Annotated in this window: 20 protein-coding genes; 5 read left to right on the forward strand and 15 right to left on the reverse strand. The window is 66.5% G+C overall.

Annotated elements, in window-relative coordinates:
- Positions 1–46: 46 nt before the first annotated feature.
- Genes QM588_RS13345 through gatC form a run of 3 tightly spaced genes read right to left on the reverse strand, consistent with a single transcriptional unit; the run spans position 47 to position 2904 of the window.
- Positions 47–1129 (reverse strand): alpha/beta hydrolase, encoded by a 1083-nt coding sequence (locus QM588_RS13345; protein ID WP_283313933.1) that lies wholly within the window; start codon positions 1127–1129, stop codon positions 47–49.
- Between the two features lie 6 nt (positions 1130–1135).
- Positions 1136–2608, reverse strand: a complete 1473-nt coding sequence (gene gatA, locus QM588_RS13350; protein ID WP_032366363.1) for an Asp-tRNA(Asn)/Glu-tRNA(Gln) amidotransferase subunit GatA — start codon at positions 2606–2608, stop codon at positions 1136–1138.
- A complete protein-coding gene (gene gatC / locus QM588_RS13355) occupies positions 2605–2904 on the reverse strand; it encodes an Asp-tRNA(Asn)/Glu-tRNA(Gln) amidotransferase subunit GatC (protein ID WP_027496634.1) in 300 nt (99 codons plus the stop codon). The genes gatA and gatC overlap by 4 nt, the downstream gene beginning before the upstream one ends.
- A gap of 291 nt (positions 2905–3195) precedes the next feature.
- Between gatC and QM588_RS13360 the strand changes: the two genes are divergently transcribed.
- Positions 3196–3846 (forward strand): amino acid-binding protein, encoded by a 651-nt coding sequence (locus QM588_RS13360; RefSeq protein WP_027496633.1) that lies wholly within the window; start codon positions 3196–3198, stop codon positions 3844–3846.
- A 23-nt stretch (positions 3847–3869) separates the two neighbouring features.
- Here QM588_RS13360 and ligA read toward each other — a convergent pair whose 3' ends face one another.
- The 10 genes from ligA to QM588_RS13410 all read right to left on the reverse strand — a co-directional run bounded on the left by ligA (position 3870) and on the right by QM588_RS13410 (position 14745).
- Complete coding sequence (gene ligA, locus QM588_RS13365; protein WP_283313937.1) at positions 3870–6050, reverse strand: NAD-dependent DNA ligase LigA; 2181 nt, start codon at positions 6048–6050, stop codon at positions 3870–3872.
- Positions 6051–6075: 25 nt separating this feature from the next.
- Positions 6076–6258 (reverse strand): hypothetical protein, encoded by a 183-nt coding sequence (locus QM588_RS13370; RefSeq protein WP_027496631.1) that lies wholly within the window; start codon positions 6256–6258, stop codon positions 6076–6078.
- 25 nt (positions 6259–6283) lie between these two features.
- On the reverse strand, positions 6284–7471 hold the full coding sequence (locus QM588_RS13375) for a GGDEF domain-containing protein (protein ID WP_283313938.1): 1188 nt from the start codon (positions 7469–7471) through the stop codon (positions 6284–6286).
- 153 nt (positions 7472–7624) lie between these two features.
- On the reverse strand, positions 7625–8644 hold the full coding sequence (locus QM588_RS13380; RefSeq protein ID WP_283313939.1) for a methionine synthase: 1020 nt from the start codon (positions 8642–8644) through the stop codon (positions 7625–7627).
- Complete coding sequence (mnmA, locus tag QM588_RS13385; RefSeq protein ID WP_027496628.1) at positions 8641–9729, reverse strand: tRNA 2-thiouridine(34) synthase MnmA; 1089 nt, start codon at positions 9727–9729, stop codon at positions 8641–8643. The genes QM588_RS13380 and mnmA overlap by 4 nt, the downstream gene beginning before the upstream one ends.
- Entirely contained in the window at positions 9729–10967 is a 1239-nt protein-coding gene (locus tag QM588_RS13390; protein WP_283313942.1) for a cysteine desulfurase family protein, read from the reverse strand. Before QM588_RS13390 ends, mnmA begins: the two co-directional genes overlap by 1 nt.
- 82 nt (positions 10968–11049) lie before the next feature.
- The gene (locus QM588_RS13395) at positions 11050–11979 is read right to left on the reverse strand and encodes a lysophospholipid acyltransferase family protein (protein WP_283313944.1); all 930 of its coding nucleotides are present in this window, start codon (positions 11977–11979) and stop codon (positions 11050–11052) included.
- Positions 11976–12794 (reverse strand): GNAT family N-acetyltransferase, encoded by an 819-nt coding sequence (locus QM588_RS13400; RefSeq protein ID WP_283313945.1) that lies wholly within the window; start codon positions 12792–12794, stop codon positions 11976–11978. Before QM588_RS13400 ends, QM588_RS13395 begins: the two co-directional genes overlap by 4 nt.
- A gap of 150 nt (positions 12795–12944) precedes the next feature.
- Entirely contained in the window at positions 12945–13901 is a 957-nt protein-coding gene (locus tag QM588_RS13405) for an electron transfer flavoprotein subunit alpha/FixB family protein (RefSeq protein WP_027496625.1), read from the reverse strand.
- 43 nt (positions 13902–13944) lie between these two features.
- The gene (locus tag QM588_RS13410) at positions 13945–14745 is read right to left on the reverse strand and encodes an electron transfer flavoprotein subunit beta/FixA family protein (RefSeq protein ID WP_027496624.1); all 801 of its coding nucleotides are present in this window, start codon (positions 14743–14745) and stop codon (positions 13945–13947) included.
- 224 nt (positions 14746–14969) lie between these two features.
- Here QM588_RS13410 and QM588_RS13415 point away from each other — a divergent pair, with 224 nt between their 5' ends.
- From QM588_RS13415 to QM588_RS13425, 3 genes are read left to right on the forward strand one after another with little or no spacing between them, the layout of a single operon-like run.
- Positions 14970–15758 carry a class I SAM-dependent methyltransferase gene (locus QM588_RS13415; RefSeq protein WP_283313948.1) on the forward strand — a complete coding sequence of 263 codons (789 nt, stop codon included), beginning with the start codon at positions 14970–14972 and terminating at the stop codon, positions 15756–15758.
- Positions 15759–15781: 23 nt separating this feature from the next.
- On the forward strand, positions 15782–17296 hold the full coding sequence (locus QM588_RS13420) for a glycoside hydrolase family 57 protein (RefSeq protein ID WP_283314153.1): 1515 nt from the start codon (positions 15782–15784) through the stop codon (positions 17294–17296).
- Positions 17293–18540, forward strand: a complete 1248-nt coding sequence (locus QM588_RS13425; RefSeq protein ID WP_283313950.1) for a glycosyltransferase family 4 protein — start codon at positions 17293–17295, stop codon at positions 18538–18540. Before QM588_RS13420 ends, QM588_RS13425 begins: the two co-directional genes overlap by 4 nt.
- Positions 18541–18592: 52 nt before the next feature.
- On the opposite strand, the gene QM588_RS13430 is transcribed toward QM588_RS13425, so the two are convergent.
- On the reverse strand, positions 18593–19354 hold the full coding sequence (locus QM588_RS13430; protein WP_027496620.1) for an acyltransferase: 762 nt from the start codon (positions 19352–19354) through the stop codon (positions 18593–18595).
- 151 nt (positions 19355–19505) lie between these two features.
- On the opposite strand from QM588_RS13430, the gene QM588_RS13435 reads away from it, so the two are divergent.
- Entirely contained in the window at positions 19506–20834 is a 1329-nt protein-coding gene (locus QM588_RS13435; protein ID WP_283313953.1) for an outer membrane protein assembly factor BamB family protein, read from the forward strand.
- Here QM588_RS13435 and QM588_RS13440 read toward each other — a convergent pair.
- Positions 20822–21994, reverse strand: coding sequence for a THUMP-like domain-containing protein (locus QM588_RS13440; RefSeq protein ID WP_283313954.1), 1173 nt, complete (start codon positions 21992–21994; stop codon positions 20822–20824). The genes QM588_RS13435 and QM588_RS13440 overlap by 13 nt on opposite strands.
- Between the last annotated feature and the right edge of the window lie 34 nt (positions 21995–22028).

Genomic DNA, 22028 nt, shown 5'->3' on the forward strand with positions numbered 1-22028 from the left:
AGGGCCGTCGAAAGGAGGGCCCGCTGAAAAAGTGAGTGTTGGACCATCAGCCGAGCAAACCGAGCCGATTGCCGAGCCACTCCATCTCCTGTTCGAGTGCCGGAGCCCAGACCTGCATCGAGTGTCCTCCCGGCAACTCGCTGTAGTGCACATCCATGCCCGCAGCGGCGGCCGCTCGGTAGGCCCGCTCGGTTTGCGGCCTGAATTCCTCGTCGTCGGCTCCGACGACGAAGGCACCGGCAGAGTCGGGGAAGCTGTTGCGGGAGAGCAGATTCAGCGGCGTGGTGCGCTCGAACCGCGCCTCGTCGGCCGGTGTGTCCGCCCCGTACGCAGCAAGGACCGACTCCGCTCTGGTTCCGCGACGTTGTTCGTCCTCGCCGGAGATGTCGAGAAATGTAGGGTACGCCGACGGTTCCGTCGTCGCGAGTCGAAGGGCGCAGGTTCCGCCGTAGGAATACCCGCCGACCGCCCAGGACCGAGGATCGGAGGACACGTGGAGATTCGACCGAACCCACTGCGGCACATCGACTGTCAGATACGTCGCAGCATTACCGAGATTCGAGTCCATACACATCGGGTTGGCCTCGGTGTCCCCCAGCCCGTCGGCGACGACGACGACCGGGGCGACGCCGCCGTGACGGGCCGCGAACGCGTCCATCGTCTGCGGTAGTCGACCACCTTCGATCCAGTCGACCACGTGACCGGGCTGGCCGGTGAGCAACACCAGAACCGGGAGGTCGTCCGCTCCGTCGTCGTACGCGGCCGGGAGATAGACCGTCGCCGGACGAGCATGGAACTGCGACACCGTGCCAGGCATCTCCACGTCGAACAACCGGCCGTGTCCTTCGACATGCGCGACCGGTGCTCGCCCGAGCGCCGACGCGGCCGTGGGATACCGCGTCACCGTCAGATTGGTCAACACGCTGGTCGCCACCAGGAGCGCCGCCGCCAGGCTCAGTGCGCTCAGCCCACCGACGAGCGAGCCGAGCGGACGGCCACCGCGGACGCGAACCACGATCGCAACGGCGGCCACGATCGCCAGCACCGTGGCCGCCGCCAACACGATGACCGGGACCGCTCCACCGAGCAAGGGCAGATGCGCCAACCGGGCCGCCCACCGATGCAGCACCTGGAACTACCGCAGATCGCCGCGAGCAGCCTCGTACGCAGCGCCGACGCGGTAGAGCCGCTCGTCTGCGAACGCGGGAGCCATGATCTGCAGACCTACGGGCAGACCGTCCTCGGACGCCAGACCGGACGGCACCGACATCGCGCAGTGGCCGGCGAGGTTGGTGGGCAGGGTGCACAGATCGTTGAGATACATCGCCATCGGGTCGTCCACCTTGTCGCCCAACGGGAATGCCGTCGTCGGCGTCGTCGGCGATACGAGCACGTCCACCTTCTCGTATGCCGCGTCGAAATCCTGCGCGATCAAGGTGCGGACCTTCAGGGCCGACCCGTAGTACGCGTCGTAGTAACCGGCCGACAACGCGTAGGTGCCGATCATGATGCGGCGCTTGACCTCAGGCCCGAACCCCTGAGCGCGGGTGGTGGCCATGACCGACTCGGCGCTGTGGTGCCCGTCGTCGCCCGCACGCAGGCCGTACCGCATTCCGTCGAACCGGGCCAAGTTGGACGACACCTCGGACGGGAGAATCAGGTAGTACGCAGCCAATGCGTGGACGAAGTTGGGGCAGGACACCTCGACCACCTCGGCACCGAGCGAGGTCAATGCGGCCACGGCGGCGTCGAAGGACGAGATGACACCGGACTGGTAGTTGTCCGAGTGCAACTCCTTGACCACACCCACCTTCACTCCGGTCAGATCGCCGCGAGCGCCCTCTCGGGCCGCCTCGACGACGGGACGAACCGGGGTGTCGACCGACGTCGAATCCCGCGGGTCGTAACCCGCGATGACCTCGTGCAGCAACGCGGTGTCGAGCACCGTACGACCGCAGGGTCCACCCTGATCCAGCGAGGAGGCGCAAGCGATGAGGCCGTACCGCGAGACGCTGCCGTACGTCGGCTTGGTTCCCACGGTGCCGGTCAGTGCCGCGGGCTGCCGAATGGATCCACCGGTATCGGTGCCGATGGCCAGCGGTGCCTGGAACGAGGCGAGCGCGGCCGCACTTCCGCCTCCCGAGCCGCCCGGGATCCGGGTGGTGTCCCAGGGGTTCTTGGTCGGTCCGTACGCGGAGTTCTCGGTGGACGAGCCCATTGCGAACTCGTCCATGTTGGTCTTGCCGAGAACCGGAATGCCCGCGGCTCGCAACTTCGACGTCAGCGTCGCGTCGTACGGCGACACCCACCCGTCGAGAATCTTCGAGCCGGCGGTCGTCGGCATGTCGGTGGTGGTGAACACGTCCTTGAGCGCCAGCGGTACCCCGGCGAGCGGTGAGGCGGGTGCCGAGCCCGCAGCCAGCCCGGCATCGACGTCGTTCGCCGCGGCCAGCGCCTGAGCGCTCGCCACATGCAGGAACGCATGGAGATCGCCGTCGACCTCGGCAATCCGATCCAGATGTGCCCGGGTGACCTCCACCGCGCTGACGTCACGCGAGTGGATACGGTCGGCGAGCTCGGACGCGTCGAGCTTGGTCAGGTCGGTCATTCGCTCTCTCCCAGAATCTGCGGCACCGCGAAACGGCCCTCCTCGGCATTCGGTGCACCGGACAGCGACTGCTCCGGCGTCAGACCGGGAACGATCACATCGGGTCGCGTCACATTGACGATGTCACTGGGGTTGGCTGTCGGCGCAACGTCGTCCGTCGCCACCTCGGCCACGGTCTTGACGTGATGGAGGATCGAATCCAACTGGCCGGCGAACTCGTCGAGTTCGGCGTCGCTGAGAGCCAAGCGCGACAGCCGGGCGAGGTGAGCGACCTCGTCGCGGGAGATATCGGGCACCGCGTAGACCCCTTTCACACAGTAGGAGTGGGGCCTGCAGGAACCGGCCCCGTATTTGCGCAGAGCGAACCGCACAGGTCCGCGAACGCGGTCCAGCCTAGTGCTCACCGTTTCGCCGGCCTCACCCCCGGTCAGCCGTCTCGATGGGCCGCCGATCTCGCCGCGCGGGTGTCAGAATTGTCACGTCCCGCGTTGCGTGTCGAGCCGGCCAGGTCGAAGATGCAAAGATTGCTCGCGCCGGGGGTGCACAGTGTTCCCTGAACTACGCCAGACGTCGAAAGGGAGCGTGCCATGTCCTACCTGCTCCGCGTGCAGCTGCCGGACCGGCCGGGCAGCCTCGGATCGCTCGCCGTGGCCCTCGGCTCGGTCGGAGCGGACATCCTCTCGCTCGACGTCATCGAGCGCGGCGACGGCTATGCGGTCGACGACCTGGTGGTCGACGTTGCGCCCGGTTCGCTTCCCGACACACTGATCACTGCAGCCGAGAACCTCACCGACGTCCGCGTCGACTCGATCCGGCCGTACACCGGCGTTCTCGACACCCATCGCGAACTGGAACTGATCGATCGGGTCGCAGCGGCATCCGACGACCGTCTCCAAGTCCTGGTCGACGGCGCTCCCCGAGTTCTGCGCGTGGGCTGGAGCACGGTGGTGGCTACCAACGCGCACGGTCCGTTCCGCCTGGTCGGTAGCCCGGGCGCACCCGAAACACACGCCGCCGAACTGCCCTGGTTCCCCTTGACCTCTCCCGCTGCCCTCGACTCCGACGCAGACTGGGTACCTCAGGTGTGGCGGGACATGGACACCAAGATCGCTGCCGCTCCCCTCGGCACCACCGGCACCGTGCTGATGTTGGGCCGGCCGGGAGGGCCCGAGTTCAGGCCCTCGGAGGTAGCCCGGCTCGGTTACCTCGCCGGGATCGTCGCGACCGTCCTGACCTGATCACCGGAACTTGCGCGGTCTTCCTACTGCGCCGCGTCGGTGTCCGTCGGCGGCTCCGACACCGCGTCCGGGCCTTCGGTCAACAGACGTGTGAACCCTGCCTCGTCCAGAACCGGTACCCCGAGCTCGACGGCCTTGTCGTGCTTCGAGCCGGGCGATTCGCCGACGACGACGAACGCCGTCTTCTTCGAGACCGAACCGGCGGCCTTTCCGCCTCGCAGCAAGATCGCCTCCTTGGCCTCGTCGCGCGAGTAGGACTCGAGCGAACCGGTGACGACGATCGACAGGCCTTCCAGATTCCGCTCGATGGAGGCGTCTCGCTCGTCCTCCATCGAGACACCGGCGTTCCGCCACTTCTCCACGATGGCCCGGTGCCAGTCGACCTCGAACCATTCCGACACAGCAGCCGCGATGGTGCCGCCCACCCCGTCGACCGCCGACAATTCCTCGACGGACGCTGCTTCGATTCGCTCGAGGCTGCCGAATTCTCCGGCGAGGGCTCGTGCGGCGGAGGGGCCGACGTGGCGAATGGACAGGCTCACCAGCACTCGCCACAGAGGCTGATTCTTGGCGGAGGACAGGTTGTCGAGCAGTTTGCGGCCGGTGGCCGACAATGCGCCCGACTTCGTGCGGAAGATCGTCGTCTTCATCAGGTCTTCTTCGGTGAGCGAGAACAAATCGCCCTCGTCCTCGATCGCACCGGTCGCCAGAAGATCCGTCGCCGCTTCGTATCCGAGACCCTCGATGTCGAAACGCTGCCGTTCGGCCACGAAGAACACACGCTCACGGCGTTGCGCCGGGCAGAACTGCGAATTGGGGCAGCGCAGGTCCGCGTCCCCGTCTTTCGCCGGTGCCAACGGCGTCGAGCATTCCGGGCATTCGGTGGGCATGACGAATTCGGTCTCGGCGCCGGTCCTGGCGTCGACGACCGGGCCGAGCACCTCCGGAATGACCTCTCCTGCTTTGCGAATCGTCACGGTGTCACCGATCAGAACGCCCTTGCGCTTGACCTCCGACGCGTTGTGCAGGGTCGCGAGAGACACCGTGGACCCCGCGACGAGTACCGGCGTCATGTACGCGAACGGAGTGACACGCCCGGTTCGGCCGACGCTGACGCGAATGTCCAGCAGGGTGGTGGTGACTTCCTCGGGTGGGTACTTGTACGCGATGGCCCACCGCGGTGCTCGCGACGTCGTTCCGAGCCGACGGTGCAACGACATCTCGTCGATCTTGACCACCAGGCCGTCGATCTCGTGCTCGACGTCGTGGCGGTGCTTGTCCCAGTACTCGACTTTCTCGACGACGGCGTCGATGCCCTGTACGCGCGTCGTGTGGGTGGAGATCGGCAGACCCCACGCCTGTAGAGCCTCGTAGGCGTGCCATTGCGAATCGGGGGTGAAGCCGACCATCCGTCCGAGGCCGTGACAGATCATGCCCAGACGCCGTTTCGAGGTCACGGCCGGATTCTTCTGACGAAGCGAGCCCGCCGCGGAGTTCCGTGGATTGGCGAACGGGGGTTTGCCCTCCTCGACGAGCGCCGCGTTGAGCGCTTGGAAGTCCTCCAACCGGAAGAACACCTCACCGCGCACCTCGAGCAGCTCCGGGATCGGATATTCGGCGCTGCCGGTCAAGGTATCGGGGATGTCGTCGATCGTCCGAGCATTGAGCGTGACGTCCTCGCCGGTCCGCCCGTCACCTCGAGTCGCACCGCGCACCAGAGTGCCGTTCTCGTACACCAGGTTCAACGCCACGCCGTCGATCTTGACTTCGCACAGGTAGTGCAGATCCGGCCCGGCCTCGGTCTCGACCCGCTTGGCCCACGCACGGAGCTCGTCGTGATCGAACACGTTGTCCAAGCTCAGCATTCGTTCCAGATGGTCGACGGCGGTGAACTCCGTCGCGAAACCACCGCCCACGAGCTGGGTCGGTGAGTCGGCCGTACGCAGGTCCGGGTGGGCTCGTTCGAGATCGTTCAGTTCGCGCAGCAGGGCATCGAATTCACCGTCCGAGACGATGGGCGAATCACGTACGTAGTAGCGGAATTGATGTCCACGTACTTCCTCGGCCAGTGTTTGCCACCGCTCGCGGTCGGCAGAGGTGGCAGGATCGAGTTCGACTCCGGCAGCCTCGGCGGCATCGTCGGTTCCTGCAGGCAGTTCGGTCGGCTCAGGCACGTGACGAAGATTATCCGACGGCACCGACATCGAAACGGCCCTGCGCCCGGAAGGGCTATCTGCCCATCAGGCCCAGCAGCAGGGTGGCGGCGATCAACGCCACCGCGCAGATTCCGGCAGTCAGCGCGAACCCGGTCAGGAAGTCGTCGGAGTAGATACCGCCGAGGACGGAGGCCATCACCGAGAGCAGGACACCGGCGGGCAGACCGCGCCGCTGGGCGTCCGAGAGTCGATACATGTCTCGATCATCGCAGATCCCCGTGTCAGATCTCGTCGACGACCACACTGTTCCCGCCGGACTGCTTGGACCGGTACATCGCCGCGTCCGCCGTGCGAGCCGCTCGTCCCACGACGGAGGTGCCCACGTCCCACAGTGCGGAGTCCTCACGTAGCAGTGCCATACCGACGCTCGCCGTGACCGGAATGTCGTCCCGGTGGTCGCAGAGCACGCGCACCACATCGACGCCGAGGTCGACGGTGCTCTGCGCAGGTCCGACGACGGCCAGCAGAAATTCTTCGCCACCGGTTCGCGCGAGCACTCCGCCGTGGTGGCGCGCGAGTCTGCGCAGCCGATCCGCGACCCGGACGATGACCTCGTCGCCTCTGCTGTGGCCGTAGTTATCGTTGACGGCCTTGAACTTGTCGATGTCGACCACCAGAAACGCCATCGACAGTCCGCGTTTGTTCGCGAGCTGCCACAGGTCGAGCAGTTCACTGTCGATACCGCGGCGGTTGTACACCCCGGTCAGAGGATCGAGTACCGACCGCTTGGCGTCGTTGGACAACGTCGTCCACGCCACCTGCGCGAACACCGGTACCGCCACCGTTGCCAGCAACAGCACCACCGTCGCCGTCGCGACCGCCGGTCCGTCGACGGCGACCACCTCGCCGTCCATCACGGCGAGGAACGTGCGAATACCGAAGCCGATGATGAACGTCGCCGTCCACACCAGGTGGGCCACGAGCAATCGAGGGCTGAGGAAATACGTACAGAACGCTCCCGTGACGGCGAACAGTACCGTTCCGATCAGGGACGCGGCAGGCGCGTACAGCACCAGCACCGAGGTGGTCAGGATGTCGCCGAACGCCAGGAATCCGACGAAGAACTTCTTGCCCGGAATCGGGCCGAACACGCACCGTGCGGCGACGAGTACCTGCGTGAACAGGACGAAGAAAACCCATCCGATTGCCGGCGAACCGGTGGGCCCGAGGTCGCTGAACAGCATCAGAATCGACGTCAAGGCGTACATCAGGACGGCGGTACCGAAGACGACCCGGATGATTCCCGTCAGTGGTCGAGTGGACCGGTGGTTGATGATCCATTCGAAGTCGTGCGGAGCCCGGTACCAATCCGACGTGGCCGCGGCGAGTTTGGCAAGAACTCCGCGTCGATGCCGGCCGGAACGTCGGAGGGAGGCGACCTCATCGAAGCCGCGACCACCTGATGCCATGTACGAACTCCCACCGATTCAGCAGACCCCCGACGGCCGTGTGAATGATGTCACACCTGTTGCACGTCCCGAACGACCCGGGACGGAGCCGCACGCCGTTCCTGGAAGCGCGGCTCGGCACCTTGTGTTTCGTCACAAAGTCCCGGTCCGTGGTCACAAGGATTCGGGTGCGTCCCGATAGGCCGCGACAACCTCGTGGGTGAGAACCGTTGCCCGACGAGCCCACTCGGGCGTGCTTCCGGCCAAGCCGCAGGACGGCGTCACCGACACCTGCGAAGCGAGTATCGAACGATCGAAGCCGAGGCTGTCGACCAACTTCACACCGGGCTCGGCGCACTCGCGCCACAGGGGTGGCCGATCCGGGGTTGCCGACGGAACCGATCCCAGTACGAGGGTCTTTCCGGCCTGAAGCAGCTCTCCCAGCGCATCGAGATCGGGTCGACGCAGCTCGTGTGCATCCACCGCCACTGCGACGGCTCGGGTTCGGCGCAGCAGGTCGACGGGAGCTCCCCCGGTACAGCAGTGCACTGCGACCGGTAGCGCGATGGTGTCGATCAGTGAGTCGAGCAGGTCCAGAACCTCCGGTTCCGGGATCGCGCGCACCGAGTCGAGACCGGTGATCCCGGTCAGACTGCCCGCGAGAACGGCGGCGAGACTGGGTTCGTCGAGTTGGACCACCACGTTCGCCGAAAGTCTGCGTGCCACTTCTGCGCAGTGCAGACGCAGCCCTTCGCCGAGGGATTCCGCGAAGTGCCGTAGAGCGCCGCGGTCGGTCAGCGCACGGTGTCCGTGCCGCAATTCGACCTGCGCCGCCATGGTGAACGGTCCTGCAGCCTGCACCTTGATGGTCCGGCCGGTACCGCGTAGTCCCGCGACCTCCCACAGTTCCTCGAGCACGTCGAGATCCTCGGTGAGAAAGTCGGTCGCACGGCGGCCGGCCAGCATCGGACGCGGTACGACGCGGTAGCCCGACGTCCGGACGTCGAGTTCGACGTCGACCATGATGGCTCCGGTGCGGCCGATCATGTCGGCACCGAGCCCGCGCCCGGGCAGTTCGACCACGTGCGGCAGTTCGCCCAACTCGCCGAGGACGATGGAAACGGCCTCACGAACATCGGTGCCGGGCCACGAACCTATGCCGGTCGCCAGCCCTCCGAACGTGCTCGAAGTCACTCGCGCTCGGATCGGGTGCCCGAGATGGTCGAGCTGCCGATCACGATGTCACCGTGAATGTCCTTGCGGTACAACACCGCTGCCTGCCCTTTGGCGACACCGGTCAGAGGTGCCCGGAGTTGGATCTCCATGCCGTCGCCGACGGCCTCGGCAACTGCGTCGGTCAGTCCGCCGTGCGCCCGAACCTGTACGACGCATTCGATGGGCCCGGTGGGCGCGGTGCCCTCGGTCCACACCGCGCGGTCTCCGGTGATGGACCAGACGTCCAGCTTCTGCGCCGAACCGACCATGACGGTGCCGGTGTCCGGTTCGATCGAGGTGACGTAGCGGGGACGGCCGTCCACCGCCGGTCCTTCCACCCCGAGACCCTTACGCTGGCCGATGGTGAAGCCGTGCACACCGTCGTGGTCCGCCAACTCGGCTCCGGTCTCGGAGTCGACGACCTTGCCGGGACGAACGCCGATATGTGCGCCCAGGAAGGCCCGGGTGTCGCCCGAGGGAATGAAGCAGATGTCGTGACTGTCCGGCTTGTCGGCGACGGCGAGACCCCGCTCGGCTGCTTCCTCGCGAATCTCGGACTTGGGGGTGTCGCCGATGGGGAACATCGCACGCGAGAGCTGTCCTCGGTTCAGGACGGCCAGCACGTAGGACTGATCTTTGTCGGCGTCCACTGCACGCCGCAGAACCCCGTCGTGCAGTTGCGCGTAGTGCCCGGTCGCGACGGCGTCGAAACCCAGTGCCAACGCGCGGTCCGCAAGCGCGGAGAACTTGATCTTCTCGTTGCAGCGCAGGCACGGGTTCGGTGTCTCACCTGCGGCATACGAAGCGACGAAGTCGTCGATGACGTCTTCTTTGAACCGATCCGCGAAGTCCCAGACGTAGAACGGTATTCCGAGGACGTCCGCAGCCCGGCGTGCATCCCCGGCGTCTTCTTTCGAGCAGCACCCGCGCGAGCCGGTCCGCAGCGCCCCGGGGGCGGTGGACAGCGCCAGGTGGACGCCCACGACGTCGTGCCCCTCGTCGACGGCTCTGGCCGCGGCGACTGCGGAGTCGACTCCCCCGCTCATGGCAGCAAGAACACGCATCAGCGATTTCCTCCTCGAGCTCCGACGCCGGCAAGTCCGGCGGCACGAGCACGTTCGACGACCTGCGGCAGGGCCGCAAGCACAGTGGTGATGTCCGAATCGGACGAGCCGGTTCCCAACGAGAACCGCAGGGATCCGCGGGCAACGCCCGGATCGCACCCGAGCGCGATCAGTACATGGCTCGCGCTCGCCACACCCGCCGTGCAGGCGGATCCCGTCGAACATTCTATGCCCGCGGCGTCGAGAAGCATCAACAGCGAATCCCCCTCGCACCCGGGGAAGGTGAAGTGCACGTTGCCGGCGAGTCGCCCGTCGCCCTCCGGGCCGTTGAGGATGGCGTCGGGCACCACGTCGCGGACTCCGGCGATGAGTCGGTCACGCAATTCGCGAGTTCGATCCCCGTGCAGCGGCAGATTCTGCACCGTCGACCGCAAAGCGGCCGCCATCGCCACGACACCGGCCGTGTCGGGCGTGCCGGATCGGACGTCACGTTCGTGTCCACCACCGTGGAACAGCGGCACGCACGGAACCTGGCGGCCCAGCAGCAGGGCTCCGACGCCCTGCGGGCCCCCGAACTTGTGCGCGGCGATACTCAGGGCGGACAACCCACTCTCGGCGAATCCGACGGGCAGGTGCGGTACGGCCTGCACCGCGTCGCTGTGCATCGGGACGCCGTATTCCGCGGCCACCGCTGCGAGCTCGACGATCGGCATGACGGTGCCGATTTCGTTGTTGGCCCACATGACCGTCACCAGCGCGGTCTCGTCTGCGTGCAGAGCCAGTTCGGCGCGCAGCACATCGGGGGTGACCCGACCCTCGTCGTCGACCGGGAGCCAGGTGACACTCGCACCTTCGTGCGCGACGAGCCACTCCACCGCGTCGAGCACGGCGTGATGCTCCACCGAGCTGGCGATGATCCTGGTCAGTGCCTCGTTTGAGTCTCGACGGGCCGAAAAGATGCCCTTGACGGCGAGGTTGTCGCTTTCGGTACCACCCGAGGTGAAGATCACCTCGGACGGACGCGCACCGAGGTCCGCGGCGATCGACTCGCGAGATTCCTCGACCCGACGCCGGGCGGACCGGCCGGAAGTGTGCAGCGACGACGCGTTCCCGACGGTGCCGAACACGGAGTTCATCGCCTCGATCGCACACGGCAACATGGGAGTGGTCGCGGCGTGATCGAGGTACACCGATGGCTGCGGCGGGGCGGAGGCAGGCGTACTGCGCACAGAAGGCATAACGCGCTCGACGATACCCGGTCGAACGACCGCGGACCTACCTGTGCGAGGTGGGTCCACGGTCGCCCGGGTCAGCTGTGGATCAGGCGGCCGCAACCGTCGGCGCGCTGGGGCTCCGGTCGGCTTCGGCCATCACCTCGTGCACCGTCGGGTCGTAGACGTCCTTCCGGGGTCGTTCCGCAAGCTCCACTCCGTCGTCGCGTCGAATCGCCACCTCGCAGCGCCGCGCGAGATCGTGTCGATCGCCGCCCGGCGCTTCCGGGGCGGTGAACTCGACCTCGGCGCGCAGTCCGGCGAGCCGGAAGATGCGGCCGATCGACGCTCCGATCGTCTCGTCCCCGACGAAGCACGTCGCTGTGGTCGGTTCGCCGTGTCGATCGAGATAGCGCAGCCGAATCGGCTGCACCCACGTCTCGGAATCGATGGCAGCTTGCAACAGGGCAGGGCGAAGCGATCCGTAGGCCAACCCGCACCAGGTGGTGGCCTCGGGGAACACGACGACCGATGCGCCCTCGCGAATTCGGTCTGCGACCTGGTCGACGACGGCCGGGAGCTCACGCAATCGTGCGCGATCGATGGGAAGTACCTTCATGGCCCGGGCCAATCGCCCGAGTAGCGGCCAGTCCACCAGATCGGCTCGCGCAACGAACGTCGACGGGCGCACTGCCGTGAGGACGACGACGTCGGTCCACGAAATGTGTCCGGAGACGTGCAGGGCACCACCTGCCGTACGCGACCGTTCCCGCTCCGAGCGTGTATCGAGCACGGTGAGATCGATGCCGATGGCCGATAACAGCATCCGAGCCCCCAGCCGCGTCAATGCATGCCGAACCCGGGGAAAGGGCACCCCCAGGACGACCAACAGCGGCAACAGCGCAAAGGCCGCGATCGCCGCAGCGATGCGCAGAACGAGGACGATCCGACGCACCGTGGGCGGATTCTTCGGCAGACACCCGTCACTGCACGGCGAGGACGGCATCCAGGCGTGTGCGCGAACCAGGGGTTGCGTCATCGGGCACCCGATTCGAATGTCGTTGCTGCAGAACGAAGACGGTCCAGATACCTGGTGTTGGCCTCGTGCAGGCCGAGGATCGCGACGAAATCTGCCACTCCGAATTCCGGGTCGTGGGCGGGCTCACCGCAGATGGAGGCCCCGAGCCGGAGGTAACCGTTCATCAACGGCGGCATGGACGTTCGCTTCGCCGCCGGAATGTCGACGAGATCGACTCCGTCGACCACCACGGGGTTGTAGGGCACGACCCGCCTGTCGACCGCTGTCGCGTGTCGATCCAACAGCCGGTCGCGAACACCACGCACGTTGGCCCCGATCGCTTCCCCGGGAGCCGACTGCATCGGAACCGACACGCAACCCATCACCCACTCGTATCCCGTCACATCGAGGTAGTGCAGGATTCCCGCCCACATCAGGCCGAGGACCGACCCCGATCGGTGGTCGGGATGCACAGCGGCCCTGCCCATTTCGACGATGTTCATCCCGACGGGATCGAGCGCGGAGATGTCGAATTCGGTTGCGGTGTAATAGCCGCCTGCCGACACCGCGGCCTGCGGCGGCAACATGCGATAGCAACCGACGAACGTGTCGGTCCACTGGTCGCGAACGAGAAGGTGGTCGCAGAAATCGTCGAACCGGTCGGCGTCCAGACCGTCCGTGTCGGTGGGAACGGCAAAGCCTGGCTCGGAGGCGAACACGTCGTAGCGCAGACGCTGCGCCGCGAGTCGGTGTTCGGGGTCGGTGGACAACACGAGCGAATAGCGGTCGGTGGCCGGGACGATCGATGCAGTCGAGCTCATGACGGAAGTGGTCATGAGGTGTGTCTAACGAGCGGGGAAGGCTACCGGGCATCGCCGAGGAGAAGTGTCGGAAGAGTTTGCGTGAACACGATTGCGCCGTCGAACGCGACGGGCCCCCACCGCAATCGCGATGAGGGCCCGTCGAGTGGAGATTCGGCCGAGAGGCTATCCCTTGTGCTTCTTGACGGCCTCGGTCAGCTGAGGCGCGACGTTGAACAGGTCACCGACGATGCCGTAGTCGGCGATCTCGAAGATGGGTGCTTCCTCGTCCTTGTTCACCGCGACGATGGTCTTCGAGGTCTGCATGCCGGCACGGTGCTGGATGGCTCCGGAAATGCCGAGTGCAACGTACAGCTGCGGGGAGACGGTCTTGCCCGTCTGGCCCACCTGGAACTGGCCCGGGTAGTAACCGGAGTCCACAGCGGCACGCGAGGCACCCACTGCGGCACCCAGCGAATCGGCCAGATCCTCGACGACGGTGAACTTGTCGGCGCTGCCGACGCCACGGCCACCGGAGACGACGACAGTTGCTTCGGTCAGTTCCGGACGGTCGCCGCCGACGATCGGGTCACGCGAGGTGACCTTGACGGTGCCCTCTTCCTGCGCCGGGACCTCGACGGTCTCGCGGGTACCCGCCCCGGCCTTCGGCTCTGCCTCCACTGCGCCGGGGCGCAGCGAGAGGACGGGGACGTCGCCGTTGGCCTTGGCCTCGACGGTGAACGCGCCACCGAAGATGGAGTAGACGGCACTGCCGTCGCCGTTGATCGCGACGACGTCGTTGTGGTAGCCCGAGCCCAGACGGGCGGCGAGGCGGCCGGCAACTTCCTTGCCCTCGATCGTCGCTGCGGTGATGATCGCCGCAGGCGAGACCGACTCGGCGAGGGACGACAGGACGTCGACCTTCGGCGTGACGAGAAAGCCGTCGACGTCGTCGGACTCGGCGACGTAGATCTTCTCGGCACCGGCCTCGGTCAACGCGTCGGCGACCTTGTCGGCGGTACCGACCGGGCCGGTGACGACCGCGGACGGCTCACCGAGCGCGCGGGCGGCGGTGATCAGCTCGGAGCTGACCTTCTTCAGTGTTCCTTCGACGTGCTCCACGAGCACGAGTACTTCTGCCATGACTTTGCTCCTCGTTGGTCTTCGATTGCTCGGTGGGGCGGGATCAGATGATCTTCTGGCCTACGAGGTAGGTGGCGATCTTGTCGCCGCCGTCGCCCTCGTCGGTGAGCCGCTCGCCGGCAGTCTTGGGAGGCTTGGGGGTGGACGAGGTGACCGTCGTTCCGGCGTTGTCGACGCCGACGATGCCGTCCTCGACACCGATGTCGGCCAGAGTGATGGTCTGCACCGTCTTCTTCTTGGCGGCCATGATTCCCTTGAAGGACGGGAAGCGGGGCTCGTTGATCTTCTCGGTGACGCTGACGATGGCGGGCAGCGTGGCTTCGAGTCCGAAGATGCCCTCGTCGGTCTCGCGCTCGCCGGTGACCTTGCCGTCGGCGACGGACAGCTTGCGCAGCTGAGTCAGAGCCGGGATCTGCAGGTATTCGGCGATGATCGCCGGAACTGCGCCGGTACGGCCGTCGGTGGCCTCGTTGCCCGCGATGATGAGATCGGCAGGCTCGTCGTTCTCGAACGCGACGTTGCCCAATGCCGCAGCCAGGGCATACCCGGTCTGGATGGCGTCGGAGCCGTGCAGGCTCGGATCGTTGAGGTGTACCGCACTGTCCGCGCCCATCGACAGAGCCTTGCGGATCGCGTCGGTGGCGCGATCGGGGCCTGCGGAGAGAACCTTGACCTCACCGCCCTGAGCTTCCTTGATGAGCAGGGCTTCTTCGACGGCCCGCTCGTTGATCTCGTCGAGAACGGCGTCTGCAGCCTCGCGATCGAGGGTGTAGTCACCGTCGCTGAGCTTGCGCTCGGACCATGTGTCTGGAACCTGCTTGATCAAAACAACGATGTTCGTCATGGGTCTGCGTCGACCTCCTGGTCATGTTCTGCTGATCGTGAGTGTTCTAACGGTTGCTGCAAGTCGAACGGTTGGTGCAGTTCTACGTTCTGCTACGAGGTTACCCCACCGTAGTTACTGGTGGGTAACTTACCTCCCTGCCCGATCGACCATACATCCGCACCCCGACTGTTACGGAGACCACGTTGGCTTACCTCATCGCCGGAGGCACTAACCTTCCGTCGGTGAACGATTCATCGGCTCGGACACCGGCACCGGAACCACTCCCCCTCACCGGCGAGCGAACAGTGCCCGGTATCGCCGAGGAGAACTACTGGTTTCGCCGTCACGAGGTGGTCTACCGCGCCCTCGCAGAGCGGTGCCGCGACCGCACGGTGCTCGAAGCCGGATCGGGAGAAGGCTACGGAGCCAACATGATTGCCGAGGTTGCGGCCTGCGTCGTCGGCCTCGACTACGACGTCTCGGCCGCGACGCACGTCCACGCGCGCTACCCCGCGGTGACGATGGTGCGCGGCAATCTCGACCGCCTTCCGTTCGCGGATTCCTCGGTCGGTGTCGTCGTCAACTTCCAGGTCATCGAACACCTCTGGGATCAAGGAGCGTTCCTGGCCGAAGTGCACCGCGTCCTGGAGCCCGGCGGCACGCTGTTGGTCAGCACACCGAACCGCATCACGTTCTCGCCCGGACGCGACACCCCCCTCAACCCCTTCCACACCCGGGAACTCGACGCGGCAGAACTGACCGAGTTGCTCGTTGCCGCCGGCCTCGAGGTCACCGAACTCACCGGAGTCCGGCACGGCAGCACGCTGGCCGCCCTCGACGCCAAACACGGCGGATCCTTCATCGACGCGCAGATCGAACGAGCACTCGCAGGTGAACCCTGGCCTGCCGAACTCGCCGAGGACGTCGCCGCGATCACGATCGCCGATTTCGACATTGCGCCCGACCGCATCGACGACAGCCTCGACCTGGTCGCCGTTGCCCGAAAGAGCTCGGCTGCGGTGATCGGGTGACATCCGGTGCCACCGTGCCGGGCATGTTCTCCCTCGTGCTGCACTCCCACCTGCCCTGGTTGGCCAATCACGGCCGGTGGCCCGTCGGCGAGGAATGGCTGTATCAGTCCTGGGCCGACTGCTACCTCCCGCTGACCGCGGCACTGGAACGGCTGGCCGAGGACGGTTACCGCGACGTTCTCTCACTCGGCGTCACCCCGGTGCTCGCGGCCCAGCTCGACGATCCGCACTGTCTGGCCGGTATGCACCATTGGCTCGGAAACTGGCAGCTACGCGCCCACGAAGCGACCGACCCTGCGCTCTCGGTACGCGAACACAGGGCATCCGCCGCTGCTCTGGACCGCTTCGAGACGCGATGGCGACACGGCGGCTCGGCGGTACTGCGTCCGCTGATCGACGAGGGCATCGTCGAACTGCTGGGCGGGCCGCTCGCGCACCCGTTCCAACCGCTGCTCGACGAACGACTGCGGCGGTTCTCACTGAGCGAGGGCCTACGCGACGCCGCCGCCCGATGGGGCACCACGCCCCGCGGCATCTGGGCACCGGAATGCGGATTCACCCCCGGCATGGAAACCGAATACGCGGCCGCGGGCGTCTCGCACTTCATGGTCGACGGCCCCGCCATGCGGGGCGACACCTCCCTCGGCCGGCCCGTGTGGAATTCGGACGTCGTCGCGTTCGGGCGCGATCTCCCGGTCAGCTACCGCGTCTGGTCACCGAAGTCCGGCTACCCGGGCCACGGCGCCTACCGAGATTTCCACACCTACGACCACGCGACCGGACTCAAACCGGCCCGGGTCACCGGCCGCACCGTCGACTCGAACGACAAGGCTCCCTACGAACCCGAACGTGCTGCAGCGGCAGTGGACCGTCACGTCGCCGACTTCGTCGACGTGGTGCGTAGGCGCTTGATCTCCGAATCCGAGCGGATCGGCCGCGATGCGGTGGTGGTGGCCGCCTTCGACACCGAACTGTTCGGACACTGGTGGCACGAAGGGCCACAGTGGCTCGAAAAATTGATGCGCGCACTACCCGCCGCGGGAGTCACCGTCGGAACGTTGAACGACGCCCGCGAACGGGGATTTGTCGGAGCCCCACTCGAACTGCAGGATTCTTCCTGGGGATCTGGCAAGGACTGGCGCGTGTGGGCGGGCGACGACGTCGCCGACCTGGTGAAGCTCAACGCCGAGGTGTCCCGGACCGCGCTCGATGCTGTCGACGCCTCCCGTGCCGGACGGAGCCGCGCAGGTGGCCCGGAACTGCGCAATCGAGTCGACGATCAAATTCTGCGTGAGACACTCATGGCCGTGGCCAGCGACTGGGCGTTCATGGTCAGCAAGGACTCCGCGGCCGGATACGCCCGAGAGCGAGCTCACGTCCACGCACACGCGCTGCGCGAGATCGCTGCCGCGCAACAGCACCCGTCCCGAGCCGAAGAATTGGCGCGGCAATGGAATCACGCAGACGGACTGTTCGCGGCGCTGGACGCACGCAGACTGCCCGGTGCACGCCGAGAAGGCCCAGGGGGGCGTAGATGAGAGTTCTGATGGTGTCGTGGGAGTACCCACCCGTGGTGGTCGGCGGGCTGGGTCGCCACGTTCATCACCTGGCGACCGAGCTGGTGCGCTGCGGGCACGAGGTCGTCGTCCTCTCGCGTCGACCGACCGGCACCGACGCGTCCACCCATCCCACGTCCCACCACATCGAGGACGGCGTGCTGGTGGTCGCCGTCGCCGAGGATCCGGCGCACTTCGTCTTCGGAGAGGACATGCTCGCGTGGACCCTGGCGATGGGGCACGCCATGGTGCGGGCAGGCGTTGCCCTCGGCAAACCGGGCCTCGGCGAGGGCTGGCAGCCCGACGTCGTCCACGGCCACGACTGGCTGGTCGCGCACCCGGCCATCGCTCTGGCCGAGTTCTACGACGTGCCGCTTGTCTCGACCATCCATGCCACCGAGGCCGGACGCCACAGTGGCTGGATCTCGGGGACCGTCAATCGCCAGGTTCATTCGATCGAATGGTGGCTCGCGAACGATTCCGACGCGATCATCGCGTGCTCGGCGTCGATGAAGGACGAGGTGACGACCCTGTTCGACGTCGCCGAGTCCGCGGTCTCGGTCATTCGCAACGGCATCGATGGATCCGCGTGGAATTTCCGGCGCCGACAGCCTCGCTCCGAGCCCGCGAAGTTGCTCTTCGTCGGTCGTCTGGAATACGAGAAGGGCATCCAGGACGCCATTGCCGCTCTGCCACGCATCAGACGTAGCCACCCGGGCACCACGCTGCACATCGCCGGCGAAGGCACTCAATTCGGGTGGCTGGCGGGTCTGGCACGCACCCACCGCGTCGCCAGGTCGGTGTCGTTTCTCGGCAACCTCAACCACTCCGATCTACTCGGATGGCTGCACGGAGCCGACGCCATCGTCCTTCCCAGCCGGTACGAACCCTTCGGCATCATCGCCCTGGAGGCCGCAGCCGCGGGCATTCCGTTGGTGGCATCGACGGCCGGCGGACTCGGTGAGGCCATCGTCGACGGCGTCACCGGGTTGTCCTTCGCCCCGGGTGATGTGGCCGGCCTGGCGGCGGCGGTCCGGCGGGTGCTGGACAACGCCGATGCGGCGCAGGATCGAGCCGTCGCTGCTCGGGAACGTCTGACCGTCGACTTCGACTGGAAGCACGTGGCGGAATCGACGGCCCAGGTGTATCTCGAAGCCAAGCGCAAGGTTCGCCATCCGCTGGGTCGTCCGCACATCGTCGAACGCGCCCTGCCCGATCGCAGTTGACCCATGTGAGTGGAACCTCGTAGTCCACTACGAGGTTCCACTCACATGGGTGTCAGCTCTCCCGCGCCGCCTCGGCCTGACCGAGAGCTTTCTTGCGCGCGATGTCTTCGAGGGCCGCGATGTACTTCGCTCGCTCGGCCGCGCCGGCCTCCCAGGCCGTCTTGCGATTACGAACGACTTTGGCCGGGGCACCGACGGCGATGCTGTAATCCGGAATCTCACCCTTGACGACGGCATGGGCACCGAGGACGCATCCTCGCCCGATTCTGGTTTCCCGCAGGATCGTCACCTTCGCGGCGATCCACGTGTCGGGTCCGATTCGTACCGGGCCCTTGACGATTCCCTGGTCCTTGATGGGCATGTTCACGTCGTCCATCCGGTGGTCGAAGTCGCAGATGTAGCACCAGTCGGCGACGAGCGTCGACGCGCCGATCTCGATGTCGAGGTACGTATTGACGACGTTGTCCTTGCCGAACACCACTTTGTCTCCGATGCGGAGCGAACCCTCGTGGCACCGGATTGCATTGCCGTCGCCGATGTGGACCCACCGACCGATCTCGAGGCGAGACAATTCAGGGGTGGAGTGGATTTCGACGTTCTTGCCGAGGAAGACCATGCCCCGCAGGATCACGTGCGGGTTCGCGAGCTTGAATTTGGCCAGGCGGTAGTACCGAACCAGGTACCAGGGGGTGTATGCCTTGTTGGCGAGCACCCAGTCGAGGGATGCCCGCGTGAGAAACCGCGCCTGCTCGCTGTCGCGCCGTCTCGACCCGCGCCAGCGTGTTCGCAGCGGCGCGTTCCACATACTCGTCATGGACGTTCACCCTAGTTTCTCGCTCGCCCGCTCTCTGTCGGCACCCGTCAGCGGGCTAGTGTTGTCTCTCGACCGATGCCCGGGCATCGGCACAGCAGGCCGAGCGACCGCCGATCGAAAGGGCACAACGGACATCATGGGGAGTGCTCGAATGCGTGTCGGCTTCGGTGCCGGTTCGACGTCCGGAGCAGGCAAGGGTCTGACTGCAGTGGCGGCGACGGTCCTGTTGACCCTTGCCGGGTGCAGCACGGAACCTGCTGCCATCGAACCGCTCTCGCCCGACTCCTGGCCCGCGGCGCACGCGAACCTGCGCAACAGTGGCTCGACGGACGTATCGGTCGGTGCGCCACTGACGCTGAACTGGACTCGACCCACCGGCGGCACCGTGACGTCACCGGTGTCGATCGGCTCGACCGGTCAGATGTTCGTCACTGCCGCAACCGAATCGGGCTGCAATCTGTTCTCGTTCGAGATCGAGTCCGCCCGCAAGCGCTGGTGCAACCGGATCGGCCCTTCCGTGGTGACCGCCACCCCCACCGTCGATTCTGCGATCAATGTCTACATCGGCGACGAAGGCGGCCTGAACTCGTACAACGATCACGGGCAATTACGTTGGCGTACACCGGTATACGGTGTTCCGAAATCCGCCCAGTTCTTGGGCGACGGCAGCGTGCTGTCGATCACCCAGATGGGTCAGGTCAGTGTCCTCGATTCCCAGAACGGCCAACTGCGAGTACCCATCCTCGATCTCGTTCCGGCACCGGACTTCCTGACCGACCCCGACGCAGACTTCGAGCCGATGGACACCGGACTCGCCCAGTGCAGTTCGGGCGAATCCGAATGCGCTGTGCCCGCCGCGCCCGCGGTGGACCGAGACAGCGACGCCATCTACCTGACCCTGTGGCGACCCGGCTCGATTGCGCCGCAACTCGTCTCACTGCAGTACTCCCGTGACGGCGCACCCGGACTCGTCGAACGGTGGTCTTCGGACCTCCTCCCTGCCGGCGTCGCATCGAGCCCGGTGCTGTCCCAGGACGGATCGACGGTCTACATCGCCGACGTCGACGGGCGACTGACCGCATTCGACTCCTCGGACGGCCGACAGAAGTGGACCGAGGGCACGGGACTGGGAATCGGAGGCAGTCCTTCGATCGCCTCGGACGGCACCATCGTCCCGGCCGGCGGCGACGGCACCCTGATGGGACTTCGAGACAACGGCGACTCGGCCGAGCGCGTGTGGGTTCGCGACGACGTCGAACAGGCGGGGGCAGCAGCACAATCCGCGGATGGGCGCGGCCACACCGTCGTGCGCGACGGCGACGGGCTGGCTCTGCTCACGTTCGACGCGACGACGGGCGACAGCATCGATTCGCAGCCCGTACCCGATGTCGTCGGCACCACGGTGGGCACGTCCGTCGGTCCCGACGGGCAGGTCGTCACGGCGAGCTACCTGGGCGAGATCTTCACCTACACCAGCTGACGGACCGCGCCCGGCTCGCAGACGAACGCTACGGCCGAGCGCTCGATGCGAGTGATGACGACCGACAGCGAGACCCGGCCCCGCAGCTTGAGTTTGGGCCTGAGCAGCGCAGGATCCACATCGACTCCGCGCACCAGGATCTCCACTGCGCCACACCCCAGTCGATTGAGTTGCTGCCGAAGCACTTTCTCGGAGAACTTCGACTGTTCGAGTATTCGGAAACCACGCACTCCGACGGGAACGGTGTCACCCGTCAGGTACGCGATCCTCGGATCCAATTGCCAGAGGCCGAATTTGGCACCGTAATGCCGCACCAGTCCGGCCCGCACGACCGCACCGTCCGGATCCACGATGTATTCTCCGGGCGGCCGAACGGGAATCTCGTCCGACTCGGCGTCGGTGATCTCGAGCGCGCTTCCGTCGGATCGCAGGACCGCAGCACGACGCCTGATCCCGTTGTCGCCGAGACCTTCCGACCACAGGCACGCCTCGCGTACTCCCCCGTCGAGGGAGACCACCTCGATCTCACCGGGCCAATCGAGGGCGTCGAAATCGAGCCCGGGAGCGCATTTGACGACCAGATCTCGCCCCCGATAAGCGTCGAGGAGATCCGGCAACGGAGGTTCGAGCGCCGCGGGATCGTGCCGTCGGCGACCACCGACGCGTCGTCCAGGATCGGCGACGATCACGGTCCCCCGCGTCGTCGGTGTCAGTGCGTCGGCGCGCAGTACCGTCGCGGAAGGCACGTTGTGGGCAGCCATGCGCACCCGAATCGGGTCCAGGTCACTTCCGACCGCGACGGCCGCCGTGTCGACCAGCGCCGCCAGCTCGCTGCCGATGGAACAGGTGACGTCGTGCACCCGCCGTCCGGCCAGGCGGTCCGCGCGCCTGCGAGCGACGATCGTCGGCGTTGCCTGCTGTACCGCGTCGTCGGTGACGAGCCAGCCGTCGGACCCCAGCAACTTCGCCCGCGCTTTCCGCCGCACCGTCACCGTCTCGACGAGGGCCGCGACGTGCTCGGGGTAGCGGGCACGTACCGAGGCGATGTCGCGCAGCGAAGTTCGGGCACCGAGCTCGAGTCGGTCGACTGCACCGAGTGCCTCGGCACCGGCCTCGCTTCGCAGGAAGTCGAGGTCGGTGCCGGTGAAGTCATAGCCCACGGCAGGGACCGATCGATGCAGCGTCGGCCGTACG

Origin of the sequence: Rhodococcus sp. IEGM 1354, assembly GCF_030056855.1 — a bacterium.
Taxonomy (GTDB): domain Bacteria; phylum Actinomycetota; class Actinomycetes; order Mycobacteriales; family Mycobacteriaceae; genus Rhodococcoides.

What these genes read in the sequence shown, in the direction of transcription:
- gatA (WP_032366363.1), bottom strand. Translation starts at nt 2,608, where the DNA reads ATGACCGACCTGACCAAGCTCGACGCGTCCGAGCTCGCCGACCGTATC.
- QM588_RS13360 (WP_027496633.1), top strand. Translation starts at nt 3,196, where the DNA reads ATGTCCTACCTGCTCCGCGTGCAGCTGCCGGACCGGCCGGGCAGCCTC.
- ligA (WP_283313937.1), bottom strand. Translation starts at nt 6,050, where the DNA reads ATGTCGGTGCCGTCGGATAATCTTCGTCACGTGCCTGAGCCGACCGAA.
- QM588_RS13370 (WP_027496631.1), bottom strand. Translation starts at nt 6,258, where the DNA reads ATGTATCGACTCTCGGACGCCCAGCGGCGCGGTCTGCCCGCCGGTGTC.
- QM588_RS13375 (WP_283313938.1), bottom strand. Translation starts at nt 7,471, where the DNA reads ATGGCATCAGGTGGTCGCGGCTTCGATGAGGTCGCCTCCCTCCGACGT.
- mnmA (WP_027496628.1), bottom strand. Translation starts at nt 9,729, where the DNA reads ATGCGTGTTCTTGCTGCCATGAGCGGGGGAGTCGACTCCGCAGTCGCC.
- QM588_RS13390 (WP_283313942.1), bottom strand. Translation starts at nt 10,967, where the DNA reads ATGCCTTCTGTGCGCAGTACGCCTGCCTCCGCCCCGCCGCAGCCATCG.
- QM588_RS13395 (WP_283313944.1), bottom strand. Translation starts at nt 11,979, where the DNA reads ATGACGCAACCCCTGGTTCGCGCACACGCCTGGATGCCGTCCTCGCCG.
- QM588_RS13400 (WP_283313945.1), bottom strand. Translation starts at nt 12,794, where the DNA reads ATGACCACTTCCGTCATGAGCTCGACTGCATCGATCGTCCCGGCCACC.
- QM588_RS13405 (WP_027496625.1), bottom strand. Translation starts at nt 13,901, where the DNA reads ATGGCAGAAGTACTCGTGCTCGTGGAGCACGTCGAAGGAACACTGAAG.
- QM588_RS13410 (WP_027496624.1), bottom strand. Translation starts at nt 14,745, where the DNA reads ATGACGAACATCGTTGTTTTGATCAAGCAGGTTCCAGACACATGGTCC.
- QM588_RS13420 (WP_283314153.1), top strand. Translation starts at nt 15,782, where the DNA reads ATGTTCTCCCTCGTGCTGCACTCCCACCTGCCCTGGTTGGCCAATCAC.
- QM588_RS13425 (WP_283313950.1), top strand. Translation starts at nt 17,293, where the DNA reads ATGAGAGTTCTGATGGTGTCGTGGGAGTACCCACCCGTGGTGGTCGGC.
- QM588_RS13430 (WP_027496620.1), bottom strand. Translation starts at nt 19,354, where the DNA reads ATGACGAGTATGTGGAACGCGCCGCTGCGAACACGCTGGCGCGGGTCG.
- QM588_RS13435 (WP_283313953.1), top strand. Translation starts at nt 19,506, where the DNA reads ATGCGTGTCGGCTTCGGTGCCGGTTCGACGTCCGGAGCAGGCAAGGGT.